The organism is Aureibaculum marinum (genome assembly GCF_003813905.1).
In the GTDB taxonomy this organism is placed as follows: Bacteria; Bacteroidota; Bacteroidia; order Flavobacteriales; family Flavobacteriaceae; genus Aureibaculum; species Aureibaculum marinum.
Genome location: NZ_RPFJ01000009.1, coordinates 119,615 through 136,426, shown reverse-complemented (window position 1 = coordinate 136,426; position 16,812 = coordinate 119,615). Strand labels below are relative to the sequence as shown.

Below are 16,812 nucleotides of genomic sequence, written 5' to 3'. Positions count from 1 at the left end.
TTGTTGAAATATTGTTCTTTCAGCTCTTATTATTTTTTAACAAAAAATAATAAGAGCTGACACTTAAAGTCCATATTTATTTATTTTATTTAAGCTATTTTTTGCTACCTCCAAAGCTCTAAGTATTGATTTCTTTTTTAATTTGTGGCTGCTCATCCGCTTTAAAATACCTTTTAAAACTATTACAGCTTCTGTAATATGAGGGCCTTTATTTAGCATTACAGCTTCTGCTTGCCCACTTATGGTGGCATCTGAAATTTCAGCTCGGGTTGCTATTCCTTTCTTAGCCAGTTGATCTAAAACTTGAGTGGCCCATATTACCGGTATATGTGCAGCTTCACAGAGTAAAAGAATTTGATTTTGTACTTCTGAGACTCGTTCAAAACCTACTTCTACAGCTAAATCTCCTCTTGCAATCATTACACCTATATTTCTATTTTTCATAGCTTCAAATAAAATTAACGGAAGATTTTCAAAGGCTTCTCTATTTTCTATTTTAAATACAACACCGCAAGATGTGTTGTTTAATTTATCAAGTTCATTATAAAGTTGAGTTACATCTTCAGGTTTTCTAACAAAAGAGTAGCCAAGCATATCAGCATATTTACTTATAAATGGAAGCAATTCAATATCTTCTTTAGTTAACGAAGGTAATGATAGCGTCGTGTCAGGTAAATTAATACCTTTATATAATTTTAATTTCTTTTTATAGGCATGTTTTATTTTAATTTTAATACCATCATTTGATTTAGCAATTGCAACTGCTTCAATAGATCCATCATCAAAAAATACTCTATGTCCTTTTTCAAGGTCATCAATAATTTGAGGGAGTGACACTATTATTTTAGGAATTTTGCTATCTCCGTCAAGCAACTCTTTATCATTTTGTGAAGTACAAGCCCCTTTTTGAAGAAAAAGAATATTACCATCATTTATTTTAAGACCATTTTTCTTTTTCTTTTTATAAAATGTTTTTTTAGAAGAAATAATATCCACTACTCTAATTTTTGGTCCTGGTAAATCCATATATATTTTTATAGGATGTGCTAAGGTCTTACTAGCAGTATTAATGTTTGATATCATTTTTTTCCATAATGTAATATCGCCATGGCTTAAATTAATGCGAGCTATTTGCATTCCAGAAACCATTAATTCTTTTAATAATTCTAGGTTTTCAGCAGCTTCATCAGGCATGGTAACCATTATTTTTGTGTAATGTACTTTTTTATTTGATTTAAAAAGAGCGTTAACATGCTTTAGCAAAAGACGTTGACTACCCATATATCCTATGGTTACTGGATTTTGGTCCTTTTCCCACGACTTACCATGGAGTAATTTTACTAGCATTAAAGCATTTGAAACATTTGAGAGTACGTAACCCGCTCCACTTCCTAAAGAAGAAATGCCCAATTCCGAAAGACGCCACTGTATTTTTCTGATATCCATACTTCGAAGAATAATATATCTATATAAATTAATGGCACTTTCGCGGTAACGTTTATCAATACTAGAAAGCTGAGGATTGTTTATTGGGTCATGACTTAAAAGTGATTGATAAATTTTTTCGAGACCTTTTTCTAATTTTTCTAAATTCATAACCATTATTTTATATATTAATTATTCTAAAAATGAGAGAATACAAATTTATTATTTTGTATTTTTAGATTGTATGATTTACGTCATGTTCAAATAGTTTAGGTTTTTTATTTTGGACAAGTTTTTTTGCCAAAATGAACTATTTTAGACCAGTAATTATTTAGAATAGATTTAACTTTTTTAATGTTTGGTTATGAGTATAAACTGGATATTTTTAATTATTGGAGGTCTTTTTGAAATGGGGTTTGCCATAAGTTTAGGGAAAGCTCAACAAACTTCGGGAAAAGAAATGTGGTTGTGGATATTGGCTTTTATTGTTTCTGTTAGTGCTAGTATGTACCTGTTATACAAGGCAATGGGAGGAGATTTTGCCATTCCTGTAGGTACGGCTTATGCGGTATGGGGAGCTATTGGAGCTATAGGGACAGTAATTGCTGGTATTTTATTGTTTAATGAACCTGTTACTTTTTGGAGGTTATTTTTTCTTACTACGCTTATTATTTCTGTAGTAGGATTGCAGTTAGTAAGCGTAAAACATTAGTATACTTAAAAAAGAATATCTGAATAACCATACCTCATTTTTATATTTTTTAATAAAAAATATATTAACTTTTGTTTAACGAGTTAAATTCCCTATATTGAGCAATATAACGTATATTGTCAGCTACAAAGACAATTTTAAATAAGATTTAGTAATACTATGGGAAGACCTGCAACAAAGCCAAAGAAGTTGAGAGATGGATATTATATAGAAATTAAAAATAAGAATCAGAAATCGGGAGGTATTAAAATTCACCGTGAAAATATAAAAGAATTGGTTATAGCAATTCAAGAGTACGAAAAAACTAAAGAAGTTACAGTATTAGGAAAGCTTGAAAATGGAAAAATGAAAGAGATTGATATGGCTCAACTTATTTAACCTTTTATCTGAGCAATAATTGAGTATATAAAAAAAGCTATCATCAAAATTTTGATGATAGCTTTTTTATTTTAACTAAAGTTATAATGCGAACTTAACTAGGTTCATTAAAACTCATTAATGGTATAGAAATTTTAACTTCTAATTTTTCAGCAATACCTTTAGTAAATAATTTTTGGAAAAAGCCTTTTTCTTCGCGTTCTAACAACACGATAATATCTGCATCTATTCTTTTAGCATGTGCGTTTAATTCTTTTTCTATGTTCTCTGAAAACAAGACTTCAAACTCTATATTATTATAATCTATTTGTTGAGATAATTGGTTTTCAAAAGCCTGCATTTTATCCTTACCAGCATATTCAGTTTTAGTAGAAACATGAACAACATGTATTTTGGCATCCATATTTTTTGCAAGAGGTACTATTTTATTAATTGCTAATAAATCACCTTTTTCAAAATCTGTAGCATATAATATTGTTTTTACGGGTTTGTTACTGGTGGTATTTGGTACAATTAAAATTGGAAGAGTCAATTTTTTTAAAAGTTCTAATCCAATATCACTTGCTAAAAGTCCTCTTTTGGTATGTTTCTCTTTTTTACCAATTACTACTATACTAGGATTGGTTTTTTTTGATTTGTCTAATATAGCATCTAAAATAGTGTCTGATATAACAACATCAACTTTGATATTACTCATGTCTTCTCCTAAATGCTTTTCACAATAGGCCTTTACAATGTCTTTTTGTTCTTTAATAATAAGATCTACCATTTGTTCTGCCGGACGAGAAACTGAAACACGTACTGGAGGCAATTGGTAAATATGAAAAACTTCTAAGGTTAAGTTTAAATTTTGACTTAATTTATAGGCATATTTTAAGACCGAAGCTTCATTTTTGTTGAGGTCTGTGGCGTAGAGTATTGTTTTCATGATTGTTAAATTTTAGACAATAAAAGTACTAATTTTTATAGAGACAAAAAATGACAATAATCATGTGTTTTTTTGACGTAAAATATTGATTATGAATTCGAAAATATGTAATATGGTGTGGTTTAAAATGAGCTTAAATATTAGCCTAAATAAAGGTTATTAATTAAGAAAATTGATAATCGCCAAACTTTTCTATAACACTATCAAAAACTTCAAAAACGCCTAGAGCATCATCAGTAGTCACCATTTTTAATCGATATTCTTTAAAGTGAGGTATTCCTTTAAAATAATTGGTATAGTGTCGTCTGGTTTCTACGATGCCTAATCGTTCTCCTTTCCAATCTATTGCCATTTGCAAATGTCTTCGAGCCATTTCAACACGTTCTGCAATAGTTGGAGGAGGTAAATGTTGTCCGGTCTTAAAATAGTGTTTAACTTCTTTAAAAAACCATGGGTAGCCAATTGTTGCTCTACCAATCATTGCTCCATCTAATCCGTATTGGTCACGCATTTTCATTGCTTTTTCAGGTGATGAAATATCTCCATTTCCAAACACAGGAATGTGCATTCTAGGGTTATTTTTTACCTCAGCAATGGGTTTCCAATCGGCATCTCCTTTGTACATTTGAGCACGGGTTCTTCCATGAATAGAGATGGCTTTACAGCCAACATCTTGAAGTCGTTCTGCAACTTCTACAATTTTTATCGAGTCGTGATCCCAGCCAAGTCTAGTTTTAACCGTTATTGGTAACTTGGTACGTTTAACCATTGCATCGGTTAGTTTAACCATCAAATCTATATCCTTTAAAATACCGGCACCTGCACCTTTGCTAACTACTTTTTTTACTGGGCAACCGAAGTTAATATCAATAATATCTGGATTAGATTTTTCTACAATGTCAATTGTCTGTAGCATGCTATTTAAATTTGCTCCAAAAATTTGAATGCCAACAGGACGCTCTTTTTCGTAAATATCTAATTTCATTGTACTTTTGGCAGCATCACGAATAAGACCTTCACTAGAAATAAATTCGGTATACACAACATCTGCACCTTGTTCTTTACATAATGCACGAAAAGGTGGGTCGCTTACATCTTCCATAGGAGCTAAGAGTAATGGAAAATCAGGTAGTTCTATATTGTCTATTTTTACCAAGTTTATTTTTTTTATTTTTTGAGTAGATTCGATTTTTAAAAAGTAACTTTTTTTTCTGTCGTTTTTCCATTTCTTTCTACTGTTACAGTAGTTGAGTCTCCAGATTTAAAAGAGGATAACGCTTTCATATAACTCATCATATCAGTAATAGAAATTTCTCCCAATTTTACCACAACGTCACCTTTTTGTAGGCCTGCTTTTTGAGCAGGTTTCTCTTCACTTACACCGTCAATCCGCATTCCTTTACCGTCAAACATGTAATCTGGAACAACACCTAAGGTGACTTTAAAACGAGGTGCATCTTCGCTTTCATTTTTTGTTTTTCTAAAAGGCAATTTGCCATTATCATCAAGGTCAGTAATAATACTATAAATATACTCAGATATAAGCTCCATGCCTTTATAATTCAATTTATCATAATCATCACTCGGTCTGTGATAATCTTCGTGCTGTCCAGTAAAAAAGTGTAATACAGGAATGTCATTTAAATAAAACGAAGTATGGTCTGAAGGTCCAACACCAGACTCTTTTAAGATTAATTTAAAATTATCGTTATAAACAGTAACAAGATGCTTAAAAATTGGTGATGTGCCCACACCATAAATAGCTAAAGCGTTATCCTCTTTTAACCGTCCAACCATATCCATATTAAGCATATAGTTAACGTTTTCAAGATTGATAGTTGAATTTTTTACAAAATAATTTGAACCTAATAAGCCCATTTCTTCACCAGAAAAAGCCATAAATAGATAGTTGTTACCTGTATTTGTTTTTGTTAATTTTTCGGCTAAGTTTAGTAATGTGGCAACACCACTGGCATTGTCATCGGCTCCATTATGAATTTGTTTTTTTTCGCCTCTATATAATGAGCCTTCGCCTCCATAGCCTAAATGATCGTAATGTGCACCAATAATAATGGTTTGTTTTGCATTGTTGTCTATGTATCCTAAAATATTTCTTCCAGTAATTGTATTGTTACTATTGGTATCTGAAAATTTTACCTCTCCATGAGGATTTGTTTTAGGTGTAAACGTGAAATCTTGGAAGTAGCCGTTATTGCCTTTAGGAGCTAAGCCAATTTCTTTAAACCGTTTTGCAATATATTCTGCAGCAATTTTTTCTCCTTCACTACCTGTTTTTCTACCTTCTAATTTGTCATCAGAAAGAAATACAACATCATTATATATTTGAGTTTCTGTTTGAGCATTTATTTTACCGATGAATAGAAAGGTAAAAAAAGCAAAAATTAATATCCGATTTATCATAATAGTATTATTTTTGGCAAAATTAGGTAATAAATGCCATTTATTATAGAAATTATATAATTGGATATAAAGCATTTATAATTTTAGTAAAATATTAGTTATAAGAATGTTCCTTTTAATTAAAAAAACAATCAATAATAAGATGAAATATTTGTATACAGTATTAGTTGTAATAATTTTAGTCTCTTGTAAAACTCAAAGTACAGGTAAAACCGTTGTAAAAAGAGCTACAAATACTGAACCTGTATATGTTAATTCAGAAGGAGAATCTCTAGTTTTTCCTGAAGAAAAACATTTTAAATCACTTAGACAAGTAACTTTTGGAGGTGATAATGCAGAAGCATATTGGAGTTTTGATGATAAGCAATTAGTGTTTCAATCTAATCATAAAAAGTGGGGAGTTGAGTGTGATCAAATGTTTTTAATGAATGCTAATGAAACTTTAGATAGTGTAGTAGCTCCACCAATGTTAAGTACAGGAAAAGGACGTACTACTTGTGCATACTTTTTGCCTGATAATAAGAGTATTGTTTATGCATCTACGCATTTAGGAGGTGATGAATGTCCTGAAGCTCCTCTACGTAAAGAAGGAAAATATGTATGGCCTATTTATGATACTTATGATATTTTTGTTGCAGATTTAGAAGGGAACATAACCAAGCAGCTTACATTTGAAAAGGGATACGATGCCGAAGCTACTGTATCGCCAAAAGGAGATAAAATAGTGTTTACTTCTGACCGAAGTGGAGATTTAGAACTTTATACCATGAATATTGATGGTTCAGATGTAAAGCAAATTACTTTTGAATTAGGTTATGATGGTGGAGCATTCTTTTCTCCAGATGGAACAAAGTTGGTTTTCAGATCTTCAAGACCAAAAACAGAAGAAGAAATTAAAGAATATAAAGAATTATTAGCAGAAGGTTTAGTAATGCCGACAAATATGGAATTATACATCTGTAATGCTGATGGTTCAGATTTACGCCAATTAACTAACTTAGGAAATGCCAACTGGAGTCCGTTTTTTCATCCTTCTGGAGAGAAAATATTGTTCTCATCAAATTTTGAATCTGAGCGTGGATTTCCATTCAATTTGTATATGATTGATATTGATGGAAAAAACTTAACCAGAGTTACTCACAGTGAAACTTTTGATGCTTTTCCTGTATTTTCTAATGATGGTACAAAGTTGATTTTTTCTTCAAATCGTAATAATGGAGGAGGTAGAGATACCAACTTGTTTATTGCAGAATGGCAAGATTAGAAAAGTTAAACAGACGTTTAACAAACCAATTTATATCCAAAACCTCTTACATTTAAAATTTGAATTGAAGAATCTTGACTTAATTTTTTTCGAAGTTTTGTAATAAATACATCCATACTTCTTGCACTAAAAAAGTCATCATTACCCCAAAGTTTAGTAAGAATAATTGAGCGATCTAATACTTCATTTCTATTTTTATACAAATGGAAAAGTAGATGAGCTTCTCTATGTGTTAACTGAATTTCTTTTTCATTTTTGAATTGTAACAATTGCCTTCTAAAGTCAAAGGTATACTCTCCAATTTTTATAATTTCAGTAGTTTTTTGAAGCTGTGTTCTTTGAAGTAAATTATTAATTCTAACAATTAATTCTTCCATAGAAAATGGTTTTTTAAGGTAGTCATTACCACCAATAGTAAACCCTTCTACCACATCTTTAGTTTGAGATTTTGCGGTTAAAAATATAATTGGTATTTCATCATTTTCTTTTCTAATTTCTTTGGCTAAGGTAAAGCCATCTTTTTTTGGCATCATTACATCAAGTACCAAAAGTTTAGGTTCGGTTTCTTTATAGGTTTTAAAGGCTACTTCGCCATCTTCACATAATAATACGTTGAAGTTTCTAGTTTCTAAACTTTCTTTAATTATTTGTCCTAAAGCGGGTTCATCTTCAGCCAAAAGTATTGTAGTTTTCTCAGTCATTAGGTAATGTTATTTTAAAAGTAGTTAAGTTATTACTTAAATGTACTTCAATAGTACCTTGGTGTTTCTCTACTATTTTTCTAGCATAATAAAGTCCAATTCCAAAACCTTTTACATCGTGAGTATTTCCTTTTGGAACCCTATAAAATTGCTCAAAAATTTTGTCTTTATTAGCATTAGTTAAACTGTGTCCATTGTCTGAGATGGTCAGTTCTACTTTATTTTTAGTTTGATTAGCTTCAATAGTAATTTTATCACCACCATATTTTATGGCATTATCAATGATATTATTAATTACATTTTCAAAATGAAATTCATCTACTTTAATTATAATATCATAAGTGCTATTTTTAAATTCAATGGTTTTGTTTTTTAGTTGAAAATCATGTTTAGTAATAATGCTTTGAAGTAACGCATTAATATTTACTTCATCATAATTTAAATTGAGATTATCACTGTCTAAAGAGGCAGTTTCTAGTAATTTTTCAACCATAATATTTAATTTAGACAATTGATCGGTAGACATGTTTACATACTTTGTAGTCTTTTCTTTATCGTCAATAGCATTAAAATTGGTTATACTTTCTAGGGCTACTCCTATAGTTGCAATAGGTGTTTTAAACTCGTGTGTAATATTATTAATTAAGTCATTTTTAACTTCCGCTAGTTGTTTTTGTTTATAAATTGTTTTTAGCAAGAGTACTAAACTTACTATAATTCCAGCAGAGAGCAACAGAGATAGTAAAATACTAACTAAAGATTCTCTTAGTAAAATGGCAACTTCATTGGTAAAGTAAAGTTCTAATGTGCCTCTTCTTGGTAAAAATGTAGATTTAGAGGTTGCTGTTAAATAATCTTTAGGAAAATTTTCTAGGTATAAGTTTTTCGATTCTCTAATTATACTATCATGTTGACTGTGTTTAAGATAATCATATTTTAAAGCATAATTTATAGTTAGGTCTCGTCTATTTAACTCTTTAGATAGATAATTGTCTAGTTTTTTTAGATTTATACTATCTCTAGATATTGAAATAAAAACTTTTGAAATAAGACTATCTATGTTTTTAGGTAATATTTTATCTGTAGTATAAAAGGGATAGTTACTATTTCTATATTCTTTTATAAGAATAGGCTTTTCATTCTCTAATTTAGAAATGTTTTTTAAGGTACTGTCAATTTTTGTTCTAAAAGCACTTTTTGAGCGGCTGTTTATATGAATGGTGTCTATAACTTCTTTTAAATCAACGTTATACTTTATAATTCCAGTCCTGGTAATGTTAGCGAAATAAGCCTCAACAGAATCATCTAAACTTTGTTGAACTTCACTGATTAAGCGTTGTTTGTTTATCTGATATTCTTTATAATTCCAGAATAATTGTACACCAATTGTTGCTAGAATTGTTAAAACTATAAAGCTTACTACCCATTTGTAGTTTTTTTCAGTCATTAATTAGTTTTTAATATGTATTGATTAGACGAAGGTCTAAATCAACGTATTTAATTGTATATAAGGGTTTCAGACTTCAAAGTTAATACAAATCTTATGTAAAACTAATTGGTTAACAGTCATTAACATTAGTTAACCTTTATGTGTATTATAAATAATTAGTTTTGTGTCGTATTAAAATTGGAATAATTTTCGATAAACTAAAATTGTAAGGAATCTATTATATTATTAAACATTATAAAATGAAAACAAATATTATTTCCGTGGTTGTGGTAGCTATAGTACTTTTTTTTACCACAAAAATTACAGCTCAAAAGGATTTCCAAGGAAAGGCTTACTATCAAAGTAAGACTACTATGGATATGAATTTTGGAGGAAGGCAAATGAGTGAAGAAAGAAAAAAAGAAATAGCCGAAAGAATGAAAAGTATGCTTGAAAAAACGTATACATTATCATTTAATAAGTCAGAATCAATGTATAAAGAAGATGAAAAATTAGAAGCTCCAGGCCAAGGTGGTGGTAGAGGTGGAAGATTTAGTGCTATGATGGGTGCTGCCAATGGACCTCAATATAAAAATATTAAAGACAGTATCTTTTTACAAGAAAATGAATTGTTGGGTAAAAACTTTTTGGTGAATGATAAATTAACTCCATTAGAATGGAAAATGACAGGTGAAACCAAACAAATTGGTCAATACACAGCATTTAAAGCTACTGCAATGCGAGCTCCATCAGCAATTAGTTTAGCTGGACCACGAGGACCTCGTAGAGCAAACAATGATCAGGCTTCGACAGATGATAAAGATAAACCTGAAGAACCAAAAATGATTGAAGTTACAGCTTGGTATACAATGCAAATTCCAGTAAATCAAGGTCCTGGGAAATATTGGGGCTTACCAGGTTTAATTTTAGAAGTACATGAAGGTAATACAAGTATATTATGTACTAAAATAGAAATAAATAGTGATCAAATAGAAACTATTAAAAAACCTTCTAAAGGTAAAAAAGTTACTCAAGCAGAGTATGACAAAATTACGAAAGAAAAAATGGAAGAAATGAGTGAGCGTTTTAGAGGTGGTAGAAGAGGTGGAGGAAGAAGAAACTAAAATTATAATGTTTTAGAAATAAATAATCTTCAAAAAAACATAATTATTATAACCATTTTACACTGCTAAAATGATCAATACAACAAGAAACATGAAACAAACACTAGCAATTTTATTGCTTTTAGTAACAGTAAGTCTTTCTGCTCAAGTAAAGGTAGAAGGTTTTGTAAAAGACAGTCTAGGTGCACCGTTAGAATTAGCTAATGTTGTAGCCATTAATCAAGCAACTAATGCCCTAGATTCTTATGCAATTACCAATGATAAAGGAAGGTATAGGTTGAGTTTACAAGAAAATACAAGCTATAAAATACAAGTAAGTTTTATTGGGTATAAGACTTTTGATTTAGCTTTAACTACGGAAGAATTAGATATTGATAGGAATTTTACTTTAATGGAAGATAATACTCTTGATGAAGTTCAACTAGTTTATGAAATGCCAATAACCATAAAAGGAGACACTATGGTTTATAATGCAGATTCTTTTAAAAATGGTACAGAGCGAAAGCTTGAAGATGTTATTAAGAAAATGCCAGGATTAGAAATAAATGATGAAGGACAAATACAAGTAGAAGGAAAAACCGTAGAAAAATTAATGGTGAATGGAAAAGATTTTTTTGATGGAGATACTAAATTAGCGACTAAAAATATTCCTTCAAGTGCTGTTGATAAAGTTGAAATTTTAAAGAATTATGGTGAGGTAGGGCAATTAAGAAGTGTTCAAGATAATCAAGATAATATTGCAATTAATATTAGATTAAAGAAGGGGAAAGATAACTTTTGGTTTGGAAACATTACAGCAGGTGGAGGTACATCAACTGATGATCCGTTGTATGTACTTCAGCCAAAACTTTTTTATTACAGTCCTAAAACCAGTGTAAATGTAATAGGAGATTTAAATAACCTAGGAGAAGTAGCTTTCTCTAGACGAGACTATTTTAACTTTACCGGAGGTTTTAGAGCTCCAAGTAGAAATAGTGGTACAAGTATAGATTTAGGAAGTGAAGATTTAGGCTTTTTACAATTGCAAAACAACAGAGCAAAAGATATTAAGACAAAATTTGGAGCTATAAATATTAGTCATTCACCAAACGAAGCATTAGACTTAAATGGGTTTTTAATTTACTCAAATAATCAAACGGAAATGCAACAAAATAGATCTGTAAGATATACAGACTCTAATTTGGGTATACCTGATGAGGTTACAGAAACTAATACCAAACAGACAAGCGATTTAGGTATGGGTAAATTTAATCTTAAATACAGACCTAATGCTAATAATGAGTTAAACTATTCGGTTATTGGAAGACTTTCAGATCAAAATCAAGATCAAAATATATTTTCTACTGTTAGTGGAGATGTAACTGAAATAAATAATTCTTCGCCATACAGTGTAAGACAAAATTTAAATTATTATTATACTCATAATGATAAAAATATTTTTGCTCTGTCTGCTCAACATTTAATTCAAGATGAAGATCCTTTTTACAATGCTATACTGTCAGATACCACGTTTAACAGAACAGCTTATGAAATAGGTTTTGATACCATACAAAATGCTTACAATTTAAATCAAGACAAGCGTGTTAAATCAAATCAGTTAGATGCAACATTAGATTACTGGTATATTTTAAATCAGAAAAGTAATATTAATTTAACTTTTGGAACTGTTTATAGCAATCAAAAATTTGATTCAGATATTTTTCAATTCTTAGATAATGGAAGTTCTGAAGAGCCAATACCAAATATTAATGATATTGAAATTGGTAATGATGTTGATTATACTTTTTCTGACATTTATTTAGATTTAAAATACCGTTTAAAAGTAGGTATATTTACATTTACTCCAGGTATTTCTGGACATGCTTACAATACTAAAAGTTTACAATATAATACTACCTATAAGGATAACTTTTTTAGATTTTTGCCAAGTTTTAATACACGAGTAGATATAAAGAGTAGTGAAAATATATCTTTTGATTATAGAATGACTACGCAATTTACAGATGTAACAAACATAGCACAAGGGTTGGTTATGGGAGATTATAATTCATTTTCTGTAGGTACACCTGAATTGGAAAGTTCGTTAAGACATAACTTAAGATTAAATTACTTTAATTTTAATATGTTTAGTTATACCAATATTAATGGTAGCATTTCTTATAGTAAAAATGTTAACCAAATACGTAATTCAGCAAGGTTTAACCAAGGTAGTGTTGTAAATATTAGTAAGCCTTTTAACTCTGATTTTTCTGATGAAAGTCTAAGCTTTAATGGTCGTTTTCAACGTAGTTTTGGTAAATTAAGAGCAAGTTTAAGTGCTAATTTAAGTTATAGTAAATACAATCAGGTAATAAATGATAATGTTTCAATAAATGAAAACTATTCACAAACTTATAGATTGGGTGTAAACAGTAATTTTACAGATGCTCCAAACTTCGATTTAAGTTATTCGTTAAGAGTTGCTGATAATGATCAAGGTTCAAGTAGAACAACTTACTACACGCATTCACCTTCTATAGATTTTGATGCCTTGCTTTTTAAAACCATAACATTCCGTACAGATTTTAGTTATAATCTATATAGAAACGAAACTAGTACGTTAAATACATATAAGTTTTGGGATGCTTCTTTAGCCTATAGAAAAAATCAAGACAGTAAAATGGAGTACGAATTAAAAGCGACAAACCTGTTAAATGCGACTTCTCAAAGTCAGGCAAATGCAGGTACGTTTTCAGTAAGTTCTTCAGAGTATTTTATTCAACCTAGATTTATCACATTACGATTAATTTATAACATATAAGTTTATTAAAATTCATAAAAATCTACTTATTTTAATAGCAGAAATAAGTAGATTTTTTGTTTGTAATAAGTAAGTATTATTACATTTTAATCTGCAAAGTTGAGCTATTATCATTTTGGTTTTTAACATCAGATAGCTTATCAATTGTACCATTCAAATATTATTACTATTTTCATAAATTAATTCTCAAAATAAAATCACTCTAAAATGAAAAAATTATTCAAGTATTGTTTAGTGGCTTTAATGCTATTTAGTGTTAGTATAAGTGCACAAGAAAAGGATGTTGTTATTGAAAACATCATAAAAGAGGCTAATGAAAATTCGCAATTAGAACGTTTAGCTCATGAAATGTTAGATGTAATTGGACCTCGATTGGTAGGTACACCACAGATGAAACATGCTCATGATTGGGCAGTTGCTGAGTTTAAAAAATGGGGAGTAGATGCAAGAAATGAAAAATACGGTGAATGGCGTGGTTGGGAACGAGGTATAACACATATAGATATGATTTATCCTCGTGTTCAAACTTTAAAAGGAACACAATTGGCGTGGAATCCAAGTACTTCTAAAAAAGGAGTAACTGCAGAATTAACGGTATTGCCTACAGTAAAAAATGCTGAAGAATTTAAAAAGTGGTTGCCTAATGTAAAAGGTAAATTTGTAATGGTTGATATGAAGCAGCTTACGGGTAGACCTGATTACAACTGGGAAGAATTTGCTACAGAAGAGTCTTTTGAAAAGATGAAAAAAGAACGTGAAGCACAAACCAAAGCATGGAGAGAAAATATTAGAAATACAGGGTATAACAGCCGTTCAATAATTGAAGCATTAGAAAAAGCAGGTGCTGCCGGAATCGTATCTAGTTATTGGTCTAAAGGATTTGGAGCCAATAAAATATTTAGTGCAAGAACTAAAAAAATTCCATCAGTTGATCTTGAATTAGAAGATTATGGAATGTTATATAGGTTGGTTGAGTCTGGTCATAAACCACAAATAAAAGTAGTAGCTGAATCTAAAGAATTAGGAGCAGTACCAACTTTTAATACCATTGCAGAAATAAAAGGAACAGAAAAGCCTGAAGAATATATTATTCTTTCAGCTCATTTCGATTCTTGGGATGGAGGAACAGGAGCTACTGATAATGGAACAGGAAGTTTGGTAATGATGGAAGCAGTGCGTTTATTAAAAAAATATTATCCAAATCCTAAGCGTACCATATTGGTTGGACTTTGGGGAAGTGAAGAGCAAGGTTTAAATGGTTCTAGAGCCTTTGTAGAAGATCATCCAGAAATTGTAAAAAATATACAAGCTTTATTTAATCAAGATAATGGTACGGGTAGAGTGGTAAATTTATCAGGACAAGGATTTTTACATTCGTATGATTTTTTAGGAAGATGGTTAGCCGCAGTACCTAATGATATTACCAAGCACATTGAAACTACTTTTCCTGGAACGCCAGGTCGTGGAGGGTCAGATTATGCTTCATTTATTGCTGCAGGAGCACCTGCGTTTAGTTTAAGTTCTTTAAGTTGGTCATATTGGAATTATACATGGCATACCAACCGTGATACTTACGATAAAATTGTTTTTGATGATGTACGCAGCAATGCTATTTTAACCGCTATTTTAGCATATATGGCTAGTGAAGATGAGCAATCAACACCAAAAGATAAAATTGTATTGCCTGTAAGCAAAAGAACAGGAAAGCAAATGGAATGGCCAACACCAAGGTCTCCAGAACGTAAAGGAATGCTTGAAGACAAATAATTCACTCTTAAATATCAACTAATAAAAAAACCTTTTCAATTTGAAAAGGTTTTTTTGTGGGTTTCGTTTAAGAGTGAGCATAAGAAATGTAGGGCAGAAAGAAGATAAGCACTAAATTTTAGTTTATGATTTACCTAGATATAAATATTTTTCTTTTCAATTTAAATGTCAAATTATATACTTAGTTGACTTTGTAATTAACATAAAACCATATTTTTTATAAAGTGTTAGCAATTGGATTATTTTTTATTTACGATTTGCACATCAATTATTTTTAGAGTTAAAAGTTTTCCTTGAATAGTTCTCCAGCAAGTAAGTTTGTTTTTCGCTTCTTTTACTATTTCTTTTGAGAAACTCTTTTTATTTTTTAATATGGGACCAGCTTTTTTTATTTGTGTTCGTGATATTTTCATTTATCCGATGTTTTTTCTGATAATTGTTTACAACAACTAAACATAAATTCGTTTTACTATTTTACAGTTATTATAAAACGAAAATCGGTAATTTTTGTATAAAAGTAAAATGTAGTTATAAATAAAAAAAGCCTCATAATCAAATCACTATGAGGCTTTGTATATTAAAATATTGTGGTTTACATATTAAATGCAGTTTTTACAGCATCTACAAAATCTAATTTTTCCCAAGTAAATAATTCTACTTCTTTTTCTACTTTACCAGAATAAGGGCTTTCAAAAATTTTAGTAATGGTTTCAGGGGCTTTACCCATATGGCCATACGCCGCAGTTTCTAAATAAATAGGGTTACGTAATTTTAAACGCTCTTCTATTGCTGCAGGTCGCATATCAAAAATTTCAGAAACTTTTTTTGCAATTTCACCATCTGTTAATTCTAATGTTGAGGTTCCGTAAGTATCAATAAATATAGAAGTAGGTTCAACCACACCAATAGCGTAACTAACTTGTACGAGTACTTCGGTAGCAACACCTGCAGCTACTAAGTTTTTAGCAATATGTCTAGAGGCATACGCAGCACTTCTGTCTACTTTACTAGGGTCTTTACCAGAAAAAGCACCACCTCCGTGAGCTCCTTTTCCTCCATAAGTATCTACAATAATTTTTCTTCCTGTTAAACCAGTGTCACCATGTGGGCCACCAATTACAAATTTACCCGTTGGGTTAATATGATAGGCAATATCATCATTAAATAATGCCTGTACGTGGGCAGGAAATAATTTTTTTACTCGTGGTATAAGTATGGTAATAATATCATTTTTGATTTTTGCTAACATTTTTTCGTCATCAGCATCAAAATCATCATGTTGTGTAGAAACTACAATTGCATCTATACGTTTTGGCTTATTATCATCACTATATTCAATAGTAACTTGGCTTTTTGCATCTGGGCGTAAATAGGTAATTTCTTTATTTTCTCTTCGTAATTCAGCCAGTACTTGCAATATTTTATGAGAAATATCTAAAGCCAATGGCATGTAATTTTCGGTTTCATTGGTAGCATAACCAAACATCATACCTTGGTCTCCAGCACCTTGCTCTTCTTTAGTAGCTCTATCAACCCCTTGATTAATATCTTGTGACTGTTCGTGAATTAAAGAAATTACTCCACAAGAATCTCCAGAAAATTGATACTCGCCTTTGGTGTAACCAATTTTATTGATAACCTTTCTAGCTATTTCTTGAACATCTAAATAAGTTTCACTTTTAACCTCACCAGCTAAAACTACTTGTCCAGTAGTTACTAAGGTTTCACATGCTACTTTCGATTCAGGATCAAAAGCTAAAAAATTATCTAATAATGCATCACTAATTTGATCTGCAACTTTATCAGGATGCCCTTCAGAGACACTTTCTGACGTGAATAAATATGCCATAATATTATTTTAAA

Annotated in this window: 14 protein-coding genes; 6 read left to right on the top strand and 8 right to left on the bottom strand. The window is 30.4% G+C overall.

The window, feature by feature from the left end; translation table 11 throughout:
- Positions 1–63: 63 nt before the first annotated feature.
- Positions 64–1,596: a pyruvate kinase gene (locus EGM88_RS08170; RefSeq protein WP_162497556.1), complete on the bottom strand. Its 1,533-nt coding sequence runs from the start codon at positions 1,594–1,596 to the stop codon at positions 64–66.
- A gap of 199 nt (positions 1,597–1,795) precedes the next feature.
- Here EGM88_RS08170 and EGM88_RS08165 point away from each other — a divergent pair, with 199 nt between their 5' ends.
- Positions 1,796–2,137 (top strand): DMT family transporter, encoded by a 342-nt coding sequence (locus EGM88_RS08165; RefSeq protein ID WP_123897513.1) that lies wholly within the window; start codon positions 1,796–1,798, stop codon positions 2,135–2,137.
- 159 nt (positions 2,138–2,296) lie between these two features.
- Positions 2,297–2,515 (top strand): hypothetical protein, encoded by a 219-nt coding sequence (locus EGM88_RS08160; RefSeq protein ID WP_123897481.1) that lies wholly within the window; start codon positions 2,297–2,299, stop codon positions 2,513–2,515.
- A 94-nt stretch (positions 2,516–2,609) separates the two neighbouring features.
- Here the strand turns inward: EGM88_RS08160 and EGM88_RS08155 are convergent, their stop codons facing one another.
- From EGM88_RS08155 to EGM88_RS08145, 3 genes are all read right to left on the bottom strand, one after another.
- Entirely contained in the window at positions 2,610–3,443 is an 834-nt protein-coding gene (locus tag EGM88_RS08155) for a universal stress protein (RefSeq protein WP_123897480.1), read from the bottom strand.
- A 163-nt stretch (positions 3,444–3,606) separates the two neighbouring features.
- Positions 3,607–4,599, bottom strand: coding sequence for a tRNA dihydrouridine synthase DusB (gene dusB / locus EGM88_RS08150; protein WP_123897479.1), 993 nt, complete (start codon positions 4,597–4,599; stop codon positions 3,607–3,609).
- A gap of 35 nt (positions 4,600–4,634) precedes the next feature.
- Positions 4,635–5,864, bottom strand: coding sequence for a M28 family peptidase (locus tag EGM88_RS08145; RefSeq protein ID WP_123897478.1), 1,230 nt, complete (start codon positions 5,862–5,864; stop codon positions 4,635–4,637).
- Between the two features lie 142 nt (positions 5,865–6,006).
- Between EGM88_RS08145 and EGM88_RS08140 the strand changes: the two genes are divergently transcribed.
- Positions 6,007–7,128, top strand: a complete 1,122-nt coding sequence (locus tag EGM88_RS08140) for a TolB family protein (protein WP_123897477.1) — start codon at positions 6,007–6,009, stop codon at positions 7,126–7,128.
- A 17-nt stretch (positions 7,129–7,145) separates the two neighbouring features.
- Here EGM88_RS08140 and EGM88_RS08135 read toward each other — a convergent pair whose 3' ends face one another.
- Complete coding sequence (locus EGM88_RS08135; protein WP_123897476.1) at positions 7,146–7,829, bottom strand: response regulator transcription factor; 684 nt, start codon at positions 7,827–7,829, stop codon at positions 7,146–7,148.
- The gene (locus tag EGM88_RS08130) at positions 7,822–9,276 is read right to left on the bottom strand and encodes a sensor histidine kinase (RefSeq protein WP_123897475.1); all 1,455 of its coding nucleotides are present in this window, start codon (positions 9,274–9,276) and stop codon (positions 7,822–7,824) included. Before EGM88_RS08130 ends, EGM88_RS08135 begins: the two co-directional genes overlap by 8 nt.
- Before the next feature lie 242 nt (positions 9,277–9,518).
- Here EGM88_RS08130 and EGM88_RS08125 point away from each other — a divergent pair, with 242 nt between their 5' ends.
- The 3 genes from EGM88_RS08125 (at position 9,519) to EGM88_RS08115 (ending at position 14,949) form a co-directional block, all read left to right on the top strand.
- The gene (locus EGM88_RS08125) at positions 9,519–10,382 is read left to right on the top strand and encodes a GLPGLI family protein (RefSeq protein ID WP_123897474.1); all 864 of its coding nucleotides are present in this window, start codon (positions 9,519–9,521) and stop codon (positions 10,380–10,382) included.
- A 91-nt stretch (positions 10,383–10,473) separates the two neighbouring features.
- Positions 10,474–13,182, top strand: a complete 2,709-nt coding sequence (locus EGM88_RS08120; RefSeq protein ID WP_123897473.1) for a TonB-dependent receptor — start codon at positions 10,474–10,476, stop codon at positions 13,180–13,182.
- A 207-nt stretch (positions 13,183–13,389) separates the two neighbouring features.
- Entirely contained in the window at positions 13,390–14,949 is a 1,560-nt protein-coding gene (locus tag EGM88_RS08115; RefSeq protein WP_123897472.1) for a M20/M25/M40 family metallo-hydrolase, read from the top strand.
- 239 nt (positions 14,950–15,188) lie between these two features.
- Here EGM88_RS08115 and EGM88_RS15770 read toward each other — a convergent pair whose 3' ends face one another.
- Together EGM88_RS15770 and metK are read right to left on the bottom strand one after the other, a co-directional pair.
- The gene (locus EGM88_RS15770) at positions 15,189–15,362 is read right to left on the bottom strand and encodes a hypothetical protein (protein ID WP_162497555.1); all 174 of its coding nucleotides are present in this window, start codon (positions 15,360–15,362) and stop codon (positions 15,189–15,191) included.
- A gap of 179 nt (positions 15,363–15,541) precedes the next feature.
- Positions 15,542–16,798 (bottom strand): methionine adenosyltransferase, encoded by a 1,257-nt coding sequence (gene metK, locus EGM88_RS08110; protein WP_123897471.1) that lies wholly within the window; start codon positions 16,796–16,798, stop codon positions 15,542–15,544.
- Between the last annotated feature and the right edge of the window lie 14 nt (positions 16,799–16,812).

Excerpts from the sequence above, each read along its gene's own strand:
- EGM88_RS08140 (WP_123897477.1), top strand. The coding sequence starts at position 6,007 with ATGAAATATTTGTATACAGTATTAGTTGTAATAATTTTAGTCTCTTGT.
- EGM88_RS08155 (WP_123897480.1), bottom strand. The coding sequence starts at position 3,443 with ATGAAAACAATACTCTACGCCACAGACCTCAACAAAAATGAAGCTTCG.
- EGM88_RS08170 (WP_162497556.1), bottom strand. The coding sequence starts at position 1,596 with ATGAATTTAGAAAAATTAGAAAAAGGTCTCGAAAAAATTTATCAATCA.
- EGM88_RS08120 (WP_123897473.1), top strand. The coding sequence starts at position 10,474 with ATGAAACAAACACTAGCAATTTTATTGCTTTTAGTAACAGTAAGTCTT.
- EGM88_RS08160 (WP_123897481.1), top strand. The coding sequence starts at position 2,297 with ATGGGAAGACCTGCAACAAAGCCAAAGAAGTTGAGAGATGGATATTAT.
- EGM88_RS08145 (WP_123897478.1), bottom strand. The coding sequence starts at position 5,864 with ATGATAAATCGGATATTAATTTTTGCTTTTTTTACCTTTCTATTCATC.
- EGM88_RS08135 (WP_123897476.1), bottom strand. The coding sequence starts at position 7,829 with ATGACTGAGAAAACTACAATACTTTTGGCTGAAGATGAACCCGCTTTA.
- EGM88_RS08125 (WP_123897474.1), top strand. The coding sequence starts at position 9,519 with ATGAAAACAAATATTATTTCCGTGGTTGTGGTAGCTATAGTACTTTTT.
- EGM88_RS15770 (WP_162497555.1), bottom strand. The coding sequence starts at position 15,362 with ATGAAAATATCACGAACACAAATAAAAAAAGCTGGTCCCATATTAAAA.
- metK (WP_123897471.1), bottom strand. The coding sequence starts at position 16,798 with ATGGCATATTTATTCACGTCAGAAAGTGTCTCTGAAGGGCATCCTGAT.
- EGM88_RS08115 (WP_123897472.1), top strand. The coding sequence starts at position 13,390 with ATGAAAAAATTATTCAAGTATTGTTTAGTGGCTTTAATGCTATTTAGT.
- EGM88_RS08130 (WP_123897475.1), bottom strand. The coding sequence starts at position 9,276 with ATGACTGAAAAAAACTACAAATGGGTAGTAAGCTTTATAGTTTTAACA.